This is a genomic window from uncultured Clostridium sp., from assembly GCF_934754915.1.
Classification (GTDB): domain Bacteria; phylum Bacillota; class Clostridia; order Clostridiales; family Clostridiaceae; genus Clostridium.
The window spans coordinates 1-10,338 of sequence record NZ_CAKVKB010000122.1; the positions used below are offsets into that span (position 1 = coordinate 1).

At 27.7% G+C, this 10,338-nt stretch carries 8 protein-coding genes; 3 read left to right on the plus strand and 5 right to left on the minus strand.

All coding sequences use genetic code 11. From position 1 onward, the window contains the following. Nucleotides 1–390 precede the first annotated feature (390 nt). The gene (locus Q0F58_RS14720) at nucleotides 391–1,005 is read left to right on the plus strand and encodes a sigma-70 family RNA polymerase sigma factor (protein ID WP_294378116.1); all 615 of its coding nucleotides are present in this window, start codon (nucleotides 391–393) and stop codon (nucleotides 1,003–1,005) included. 361 nt (nucleotides 1,006–1,366) lie between these two features. Here the strand turns inward: Q0F58_RS14720 and Q0F58_RS14725 are convergent, their stop codons facing one another. Both Q0F58_RS14725 and Q0F58_RS14730 read right to left on the minus strand, forming a co-directional pair. Further along, nucleotides 1,367–2,320, minus strand: coding sequence for an AraC family transcriptional regulator (locus Q0F58_RS14725; protein ID WP_294378119.1), 954 nt, complete (start codon nucleotides 2,318–2,320; stop codon nucleotides 1,367–1,369). A gap of 39 nt (nucleotides 2,321–2,359) precedes the next feature. Next, a complete protein-coding gene (locus tag Q0F58_RS14730; protein ID WP_294378122.1) occupies nucleotides 2,360–3,148 on the minus strand; it encodes a class I SAM-dependent methyltransferase in 789 nt (262 codons plus the stop codon). A gap of 705 nt (nucleotides 3,149–3,853) precedes the next feature. On the opposite strand from Q0F58_RS14730, the gene Q0F58_RS14735 reads away from it, so the two are divergent. Beyond that, nucleotides 3,854–4,081 (plus strand): hypothetical protein, encoded by a 228-nt coding sequence (locus Q0F58_RS14735; protein ID WP_294378124.1) that lies wholly within the window; start codon nucleotides 3,854–3,856, stop codon nucleotides 4,079–4,081. Nucleotides 4,082–4,200: 119 nt separating this feature from the next. Further along, nucleotides 4,201–4,902 carry a hypothetical protein gene (locus Q0F58_RS14740; RefSeq protein WP_294378127.1) on the plus strand — a complete coding sequence of 234 codons (702 nt, stop codon included), beginning with the start codon at nucleotides 4,201–4,203 and terminating at the stop codon, nucleotides 4,900–4,902. A 489-nt stretch (nucleotides 4,903–5,391) separates the two neighbouring features. Here Q0F58_RS14740 and Q0F58_RS14745 read toward each other — a convergent pair whose 3' ends face one another. From Q0F58_RS14745 to Q0F58_RS14755, 3 genes are all read right to left on the minus strand, one after another. Continuing rightward, the gene (locus Q0F58_RS14745) at nucleotides 5,392–7,473 is read right to left on the minus strand and encodes a heavy metal translocating P-type ATPase (protein ID WP_294378129.1); all 2,082 of its coding nucleotides are present in this window, start codon (nucleotides 7,471–7,473) and stop codon (nucleotides 5,392–5,394) included. A 132-nt stretch (nucleotides 7,474–7,605) separates the two neighbouring features. Continuing rightward, entirely contained in the window at nucleotides 7,606–7,839 is a 234-nt protein-coding gene (locus Q0F58_RS14750) for a DUF6110 family protein (protein ID WP_294378132.1), read from the minus strand. A gap of 851 nt (nucleotides 7,840–8,690) precedes the next feature. Continuing rightward, nucleotides 8,691–10,040 (minus strand): VWA domain-containing protein, encoded by a 1,350-nt coding sequence (locus Q0F58_RS14755; protein ID WP_294378136.1) that lies wholly within the window; start codon nucleotides 10,038–10,040, stop codon nucleotides 8,691–8,693. Between the last annotated feature and the right edge of the window lie 298 nt (nucleotides 10,041–10,338).

A 10,338-nucleotide genomic window follows, 5' to 3' on the forward strand; every position in this document is an offset into this window, starting at 1 on the left:
ATTTTACAAATATATTTATAAACATAATTTTCAAATAACCTCAATTTTAAAGGCAGCTTGATAATTTAGCTGCTTTTTATATTTATAATTTGTACATACTTTTCATATATAATGTAACATATTTTGTAGCAATATTTAATCTTTAAAAATTATTTTTTATTTAGATTAATTCATCAAATCTACACTTTATAAATAGAAATATTACAAATTCATTTTCCCCACAAGTGGGGAAAATCTTAATGTCCTGACTTAATTTAGTATTAACTTAATTTATACAAAACTAAATTACTTAAAATGTCAATTGTAATAAACATTCAAAAAAATCTTCTTATTTTACATATATAATTAATGTAGAGACTTTTTCTATAATAAAAAATCCTGGAGGTTTTAATGAATTACAATCATGTTGAAAACTTAGTTCGATTATCTAAAAATGGAGATATGAAATCTAAAGAAAAACTCCTTGAAGAGTTCAGGCCTTTCATAATAAACATTTCAAAAAGAACCTTCATACATGGATATGAATTTGAAGACATAGTGAATGAATGTTATAGAATCTTATTAAAATGCATTTCATTATATAAATTAGAAAACCACAGATTTGTTGCTTATGCTACTAATGGCATTAAAAACAGCATTAATGATTTAATCAGAAACAGCATAAAAAACAATAAAATCTCTGGTTCTTATACTCTTACAATAGATAGTTTTATAGAAGATACCTTTAAAGATGATTCTCCTGAAATTGAAGACATATTATGCAGCCAATATGATTGTGACTGCTTAAAATATGCTATAAACTGCCTTACTCAGGAGGAGCTCTCCCTTATAAATCACATATTTTACAAAAATGAAACACTTAAATCTTATGCAAAAGAAAACAATGTATCTTACTCTTATGCATTTAAAAAGAAAAGATATGTATTGGATAAGCTCTTTATGAATATAAACTCTTATCTTGTCTTTAATAAAACCAATATAAAAACTAGACTTATGTCAATATAACCAATTACTTTTTCACATAAAAAACAAAGTAGCTTTGCCATCTTATGTTTGCATAGGAAATGCCAGTTATCCAGTAAATCACATAAAAAACAAAGTGGCTTTGCCATGCCCACTTGATTGATGTCATTTTACAGCTTTCTACCTATTAATGCATTGATATTGCTAGATTTTATTTTTTAAAAATTCTATACTTTCCTGTACAAAAATAAAGGTTATCGTACCAATATAGATACAATAGCCTTTATTTTATTCTAAACATTTTTTTAATTAATTCCATCTAAAAGAAAGATACACTATTACATATAAACTTTTTTAGAAAACCTTTTATCACCCATAGTTTAAAGAAAGATACATATACCCCTTATACTACTTCCTTTCTATACTGAGTAGGAAGCATTCCAAAAGTCTCTCTAAATGCTCTTGCAAACTTTCCGCCATTTGAATATCCAACAGCAAGGGACACTTCCAGCATAGAATATTTCTTTTCCTGAATAAGTTCTTTAGCCTTTGCCATTTTAATCATCCTGCTGTATGCAAAAATCGTAGTTCCATAAAGACTTTTAAAGCCTTTTTCAAGATCTGTAGTATTTATTTTTGTAATTTCAGAAAGCTGCTTTATTGTAACAAACTTGTCTACATTTTCAATGATGATATTTCTGGCCTGCTTTATTTTTTCTACAGTTTCCTTTGAAAAGTACACTGTCTCACTTTCTTTATAATCAGTTCCAGAAATAAGATATAATATAAGTTCAATAATTTTAATTTTCATTAGATATTTTTTATGTTCATCAGGGAGAACATATAATTCCTTAAAAATATGATTAAGGCTTGTATTTCCATGACTTATTATACATCTGTCTGAATCAAAAACTCTTCTAAAGAATGTTTCTTTATTAAATTCGCCTGTTTCAAGAATTGAATTTAATGCAGGTATGAATTCATCTAGAAATATCATTATCTTTATTCCATTAAATTCTTTTGAAATAAAATTACATTCTTCTGCTTTTGCTTTATAGCCAAATAAACATATGTCCCCTTCAGACATGAAAGCATATTTTTCATTTTCAAATTTGACTTCAATCTTTCCTTTAACGCAATATGTAATTTCTATACATTCCCTATCTGTCTCCATCATATTTTTCATGGCTTTGCCATTTTCAAATTCTATATATGACAATTCTACCCCAGGCATCACTTTATAATTCTTTAAAGCTCCCTTTCCCTGCCTAGGATTAAAGATATATTCTGTGCATTCGTTTTTACATATCTTCTTTTCTATAATATTTTTATAATACTTATTATCTAAATAAGTCATTTTTCCACCTCAAAAATGTTACTTCTATATGTCCCTAATTTAATTAACTTTTATATGTACAATTTTATCCTTGCAGTTATTTTTTATATAAGGAATTTTATTAAGTATTTTCTTGTTTCCATTATTATTATAGAAATCAGAAAATGTATATTCTTCAATTACCTCTGCATATTTTCCATAAAAATCTGTGTTTTTCATTTGAATATTATTCTGATCACAATTTTCAGATTTTTTTAATGCTCCATAAGATTCTAATTCTTTTTTCAAAAATGGAGGTATTTCAAAAAGACATTCACACTGGCTAAAATTTTTATGAAGCATCTTAAGTATGCTTTCAAGTTCAGTTTCTGAAAAATCTATAAAAATTCCTTCTCCAATAATTAATACTTTTCTATCTTTTTCTTTTATATAATTAATCCATGATTCATCTAATACAGATTTTGAAATCATGTTATATCTTTCATTTTCCTTAAAAAACTCTCTTCTAAGAGCAATTGTCTCAGGTTTATCCAGGTCATACCATGTAACAGATCCATTATCAATCCTTTCAAATCTGGTATCAAGACCACATCCAACATTTATAACAATACAGTCTGGATATTCACTTATAAATTTCTCTGCTTTATCATCGAGAATCCTGGTCATTACTGCAAGATCAATCTGAGTAATCCATAACTTATCAAACTTTGAAAAATCATATTTTATATGTTTCATGATTTCAATAGCTTTTTCATCTTGAAGAATAGAATTTCCATACATAGTTTCCTTTGCCCTGGCCCATAATGGAATCAATATATTTTCAGAAATGCCTGCATGTGTAATTTCCATAACAACTTCTCTCCTTATAATTAAGTTTTAAAAATCATATATATTTTTTTAAACAATGAGACTACTTAGTAATAAAAAAATCTGCTTCGCAGACTGTGTGTTTCTGCCCCCTTCAAAAGTTATCCACAGATTGTTCGAAAATATAATTTCCTATAGAATTAAAGAAATCTTAAAAGATTTCATCCTTCATTGTCCATTATTAATTAGAATATATTACAGCTGGCCATGACGGCTGAAAGTTAATAATTGACCAGCATGTAATATATCAATTTTTTAGAAGCAGGCGTATATTACAGTTCAATGTTGACGGCTGACAATGACTTCGAAATTCCAAAAAATTCTCGGCATTATAATTTGGAGGTTGAACCAGCAATATACTGAGACTACTATATACATATTTAATAAAGCCCGCTGGACATAAATTGCGTTTTTAGTTAAATTCGCATTTTTATAAAGCTTATTAAATGCAATACATATATTTTTACAGTTCAATCATTTACCATTCCTGCTCCTCTTATTTGGATATGAATAATAATTCCAATTGAAAATTATTCTCCTTTTTAATATCTCCTGTATAATAATAACATATTTTTCACGTTAATGATAGTCATTATCATTAACTTTTTAAAATTTTTCTTTTTACTATTGCCACTGAAAGATACAACTCATAACCATCCACATAGCTGGCAGTTTTATGTTTTGCATTTGCTCAAAAGGCTAAAGTCCATAATAAAAAGATGTGGACTTTCCCATAAGATATTAGAATATGCCGAAAATATTTGCTTAGAAAATAATATCCACAGCATACGTATAGATACTCATGAAGAAAATATTCCTATGCAGAATCTTTTGAAAAGAAACCAGTATAAATATTGTGGAATAATTTATCTTGATGATGGTGCTAAACGTATTGCTTTTGAAAAAATCATCTAGATAGTAATTAATTTTTAATTGAAAATATTTTTTAATTGATATTTATTTTCATTTACTTATTTTCTACACTATGCTATACTCTTTACATAAGTTTTATTTATGGAAAGGTATGGTTGTACATGAAACCTGGCAATTTAACTATTAGAAATAAATTCATATATAGAGATTTTAATTATTGGGAAAATTCATTTTATGATTTTAATACTGGACATGAAGGCTGTTTTAATAATAAAACAAAGCTTACTTCTGAGTCAAAAATAATTTATGCTGGATTTTTAAATTCTGAAAAGAATATTCTTGAACATAGTTTTTCAGCTTATCCCTCTACATACTCTCTGCTAGGATTTATTCAAAATATATTTTTATCTACAGGTTTTTTCACCTGGTTTGATACTCATTATGATGAATTTTGTATTCCAATGGATGAATTTCATAATGTAGTTCATGAAATAATGAGCAGTAATGTTACAGATTCAAAGAAGGTTAAACTTTTTGAAGAATCTTATGAATTTTTAGATGCTCTTTGGGGTGCTGATGAAGACACCATATTAAAAGAATTATTAAATTTTTGCGATAAATTCAATCTACAATGGGATTGTGATTGTGATAAAAAATTATTTATAAAAATTTTCAATTCATCAGAAGAAATCTATGATTTTGTCATGGATACAATAGGCTGGGATTGTGATGAATTTATCGAAGAAGAAATTTCCATGAGCAGAGACTGTTTTAAAAATACTTGTGAAAATGTATTATCACAGCCTTTTATAAATGAGAAATTCATGGATATTTTAAACATTAATATGCCTCTATTGTTTTAAAGACTATATAAATAGTTTTTACTCAATTATAAAAAACAGACTGATATTTTTTTGTAACATATCAGTCTGTTTATTTTTTATGCTTTATTTTTATATGTGGATATTTCAAAATTATGACTTTGTACAATTCAAGTTAATATATAACATATATATTTGTTCACGTTCCACTATATATTAATTGGATTTTGATTTTTATACTAACTCTGAAAAATCCTCATATTAATTTATCTAGTGCATACAAAAATATCAAAGAAATCCTGCAAGAACTTCATCTTTTATTTTCTATATGAAATGTAAGATTAATTTTTATTCCATTTATATATATTCCAATTAACAATGTACAATGGACAATTGACAATGAATGGTGAAATATTTTCAATATTTCTTTAATTATTATGCAGCTCTGTTATTGGAACATATATATAAATATCAAGAAAATCTTGCAGAGATTTCAGCTTCAATTACAATTGCGCATTTCCTATCTTTAACTTATGCTTTTGTTTCAAGACAAGGTCTCATGCTTGCTGCACTTATAATCATAGTGGATACATTATGAAGAAGTGCAGATGTTGTAGGCTGAATAACTCCAAATAATCCCAATAAAAGAAGTGAAGTATTTATTCCCACAATATTTCTGTAATTTTTATTTATCTTTTTCATAAGATTTTGACTAAGATTTCTTAATAATACTATTCTGTTAAGGTCAGATACCATAAGTGTTATATCTGCAACTTCTTTTGCAATATCAGAACCATCTTTCATGGCAATTGATACATTTGCAGTTGCAAGTGCTGGTGAATCATTTACTCCATCCCCAACCATTATTACAGTATGTCCATCTTCTTTAAGTTTTTCAATAATACCAGCTTTATCTTCTGGAAGAACTTGTGCATAGTACTTGTCTATACCTAATTCTCTGCTTACTTTTTCAGCTGTTTCTTCACCATCACCAGTAAGCATTATTACATTGTTTATTCCAGAATTCTTTAAATTCTTTATTGCTTCAGCAGCTTCTTCTCTTACTGGATCCTTTATACATATAAATCCTGCTGGTTTCTTACCAACTGCAAGGTATATTATAGAATATCCTTTTCCTTCCTTTTCTATAATTTCCTTATGTCTATTTAATAATTTTACGCCTTCATCTTCAAATACAAAATGCGAACTTCCTACAATGACTTTTCTTCTTCCTATATGTGAAGCAATTCCATGAGCAACAACATATTCAACTTCTGCATGTTCTTCTTTATGCTGAAGTTCTTCTTCTTCTGCTTTTTTCACAATTGCTCTTGCCACACTATGTGGGAAATGTTCTTCAAGACATGCTGCAGTCTTTAATACATAATCCCTTTCAAAATCATCAAATGGAATTACTTTTTCAACTTCTGGAGATGCAACTGTAAGTGTACCTGTTTTATCAAATACAATAGTGTCAGCTGCACTTAATGCTTCAAGATATTTTCCACCTTTTATCATTGCTTTATAATTTGAAGCTTCTCTCATTGCTGATATTACTGATATAGGTGTTGATAATTTTATTGCACATGAATAATCTACAAGAAGTATTGCAAGGGCTTTTGTTACATTTCTTGTAATAAGATATGTAGCTGCTGCTCCTAAAAGACTGAATGGCACAATACTGTCTGCAAGTTTTTCAGCTTTTCCCTGTATATTTGCTTTAAGTTCTTCTGAATTGTCTATAAGTTCAACAATCTTGCTTATTCTGCTTTCTGAACCTAATGCTTTTACTTCTATGGTTACTGTACCTTCTTCAACTACAGTTCCTGCATAAACAACATCCTCAATTTCTTTTTTAACAGCTAAAGGTTCTCCTGTCATTGTAGACTGATTTATCATTGCTTCACCTTTAGTTATTACACCGTCAACTGGAATCATATTTCCTGTATGTACAGTAATCTTGTCTCCAACAACTATCTGTGACATTGGTACAAGTATTTCTTCATCATTATTTGCAAGCCATACATTTTCAATATTTATTTCAAGACTGTTTTTTAACTGGCTCTTTGTCTTTTTCCTTGTATAATCTTCAAGAAGTTCTGAAATACTTAAAAGGAACATTATTGAACTTGCAGTATTATACTGTTTCTGAGACATTGCTGCTGCTATTGAAGCTGCATCAAGAACATCAACATTTATATCTGCATTTAATAAGCTTCCTATTCCCTTCTTAAAGAATTTTAATGATTTCCATATTACCATTATTTTACGTATAGGCATTGGAATTAATAATTTTGTCAAAAATCTTCTTCCAACCATACTCAATAATGTATTTTGAAAATTAACATCTATTTCTTTTGAATTATCCTGTTCTGAAATTTCTGGAAGCTGTGATAATTCTATATTAGAAACTGCATCCAATACATTTTTTTCATTATCATTTTCATAAAATACTAATATGCTTCCTGTAAGATGACTTGCCTTAACTTCTTTAATATAAGAAAGTTTTTTTAAGACATATTCTATTTTGCAACTTTCTTTAAGAGAAAAGGCATATTGTCCACATCTTACTCTTATTCTTCCTGGCATATTGTGAACTACTTTATATTCCATATCTCTTTTGACATCCTTTCAAAGTTAGTTTTCAATGCTAATAAGGTTTCAAAAACATAATTATATGCTTTTGAAACCCCTTATAGACTCTTATTGTTTCCTCATCTATAATTTATCGCTATTAGCTTGTCCTTATTCAGCTTTATTTTTAGCTGCTTCAGAAGCTTCGTAGCATACATCTTCTGCATCTTCCTTCATTGATTGGAATAATGTCTGTGCATCTTGTTGTAATTTCATACCATTAGCTAAAGTGTTGACACATAATTTCTTGGCAGTTTTGCTTTTTAATGCTTTAACTCCTAGAGTACCTGTTAAAAGTCCTCCTACAAATAATAATGCTTTTTCATTTTTTAAAATATTCTTCATATATAAACACTCCTTTGGCTTTATTAAAAAATCTTCATATAAGGAAATATTTTTTACATAATATACAAAATAATTCCTTATGCTACATTTTACTACATTATATCAACATGATTGGTAATTTTCAAGTCAATTTTTATCTTAAAATAATTGATAAAGCCTTTCATTATCAGCATTTCAGAGGATTTCTATCTCTTAATTTTCAGCTTATTTTTCTTCTAAATATGCTTAATTTTTTTGTGTTTTTTATTATGGTATTCGGCTTAATTACAGCTTTCGCCTTATTTTGTAAATTCTTTGGCAAACACAAATACATATACTTTTTAAATCATTTTGTAAACATAATTTATTAGTCCTAGTTTTTTATTTTGAATCGGAGTATTTTGTAATATATCATACTTCTTATCTGCATTTTTAAAAGCATTTTTCTTTGCCTTTGAATTGGGATATAAATTTTTTTAAATTTATAGTTTTTTTACGCAAAAAAATAAAAAACAGATATTTTTTAAGTACAATTAACACTTTAATTAATTCTAAATCTGTTTTTCATTTTCTCATAAATATATTTAATTGTGGCTATTTCATAATTGTAATTTTATATAATTTATTTTAAGATATAGTGTCTATATTGATTTAAGATATACTATATGTCGAGTTGGATTTTTGTATTTATGCCAATATAAAAATTCCTCAGCTAAGTATATTTCATAATTGTAATATATATTCCAATAAGAATTAAACAAATCTCTGCTAAAATTTTATCCGTCATTGTCCACTTATAAATAATAGAATTTTCTCCTTGTATCTTCCAAATTGTCCATTGTCAATTGTCCATTGGAATATATATCTTAAACTCAAACAATTCCTTTTGATTTTGCTTCCTTAAGCCATATTGGAAATTCATTTAGAAGTTTATCATAAAGCTGCTCATCTGACATAGAATCTATATTATCTATTGAAAAGAAGTTTGCATTATCCACAGTTCTTTCCTTCATTGTATCAAGTTCTTCTAAGATCCCATAATTATTTCCTCCAAGACCTAAAAACTGCCAGAACATAGGATAATTGGAGCTTTCTATGAGCATTTTTTTAATAGGTCCCTTTTTATATATGCCTCCATCACTTATAAAAATTATATATACTGGAAGTCTGCTTTTCTTATATATTTTTACAAGCTCCTTCATTACTGATACTTCATTATTGCATCCTCCAACACGCCAGAACTTCCATCCACCCTGCTCATTTTTTATGTAATCTTTTATATTATCAAGAGTAATAGGTGATAAATGTTTTGCTGAATCTGCAAATGTCCATGTATCAAGTTCCTTGTCATCATCAAACATGAGTGCTATTGGAAGAAGTTTATCCATTGCTCTTTGCAAATCACCTCTTTTATATTGCCTGTTCATAGACCCTGAACGATCTAATACCACCACAACACTTGCAGTTATATTCTCTATTTTCTTCTTTTCTAATGTTATTGTAACTTTCTTTGTAAGGTCAATTAAATGAGGTGCTTTTTCAAGCACTATTTTTTCAATGTTTCTCTTCTTTTCAAGATATACTTTATTTTCAGACTGAGTTTCAGAATTATTTTTAATATCAGAACCATTTTCTGTATCAATATTTTCTTTTATACTATTATCAGAAATACCTGTATCAGCATTAGTACTTATATTTTCTTCTTCTTCAGCCTCTTCTCCTCCATAATTTCTTAATATGTCTCCTATTCCACCATTAAATCCACTAGCTATGATTGCAAGTCTCCATATTCCATCTTTTAAATAAACTTCACATAATATAATAGATTTTTCGGTGCTGTATTTTTCACTTTCAACTTTAAATTCTGCTACAGTATTATTATTGTTTATAAATTTCAATTCTCCATTTTTAATATCTTTCATAGTTGCATTTCCATCAATAGAAACACATAATACTATCTTTTTTATATTTTCAGGAATCTTGTTTAAATCTACATGAAAAGTATTGCTTCCCTCTTCTTTTACTATGGCGCCTTCAGGTGAGCTCAAAACATTGTAAAATACAAAATATCTGTCATCACTTAAAATTTCATTTTCATCTACACCAATGCAACACATGTCAATTTCACTTCCAGGATCTATCCCTACATTGCATGACATTGTAATCTTCATATCTGTAATAATCTGATTAAGTTTAATCTTCTGCCCTTTAATAAGTTCCATAAACTCCACCCCATATTAAAATATTTAATTATATTGTAGGCATTCAGAGATAAGTTGTCTACCATATTATTGAAACTTCCTCAAAAATATTGAATTATGAATAAAACTAAATTGTAACCCCAAAAAATCCTGCAAGGATTTTAACCTCAATTGACAATTGTCCACCATCAATTATCAATAAATTTCTTACATAAAAGTATAAATAAAAATAAATTTTTTCAATAAAACAATACAAAACATAATAAAACATTACAGAATTAACCAAAAACGTTTACTTTTCATTGACCACCACCTATAC

Coding starts and splice junctions, on each gene's coding strand:
- Q0F58_RS14720 (WP_294378116.1), top strand. CDS start 391: ATGAATTACAATCATGTTGAAAACTTAGTTCGATTATCTAAAAATGGA.
- Q0F58_RS14725 (WP_294378119.1), bottom strand. CDS start 2,320: ATGACTTATTTAGATAATAAGTATTATAAAAATATTATAGAAAAGAAG.
- Q0F58_RS14730 (WP_294378122.1), bottom strand. CDS start 3,148: ATGGAAATTACACATGCAGGCATTTCTGAAAATATATTGATTCCATTA.
- Q0F58_RS14740 (WP_294378127.1), top strand. CDS start 4,201: ATGAAACCTGGCAATTTAACTATTAGAAATAAATTCATATATAGAGAT.
- Q0F58_RS14745 (WP_294378129.1), bottom strand. CDS start 7,473: ATGGAATATAAAGTAGTTCACAATATGCCAGGAAGAATAAGAGTAAGA.
- Q0F58_RS14750 (WP_294378132.1), bottom strand. CDS start 7,839: ATGAAGAATATTTTAAAAAATGAAAAAGCATTATTATTTGTAGGAGGA.
- Q0F58_RS14755 (WP_294378136.1), bottom strand. CDS start 10,040: ATGGAACTTATTAAAGGGCAGAAGATTAAACTTAATCAGATTATTACA.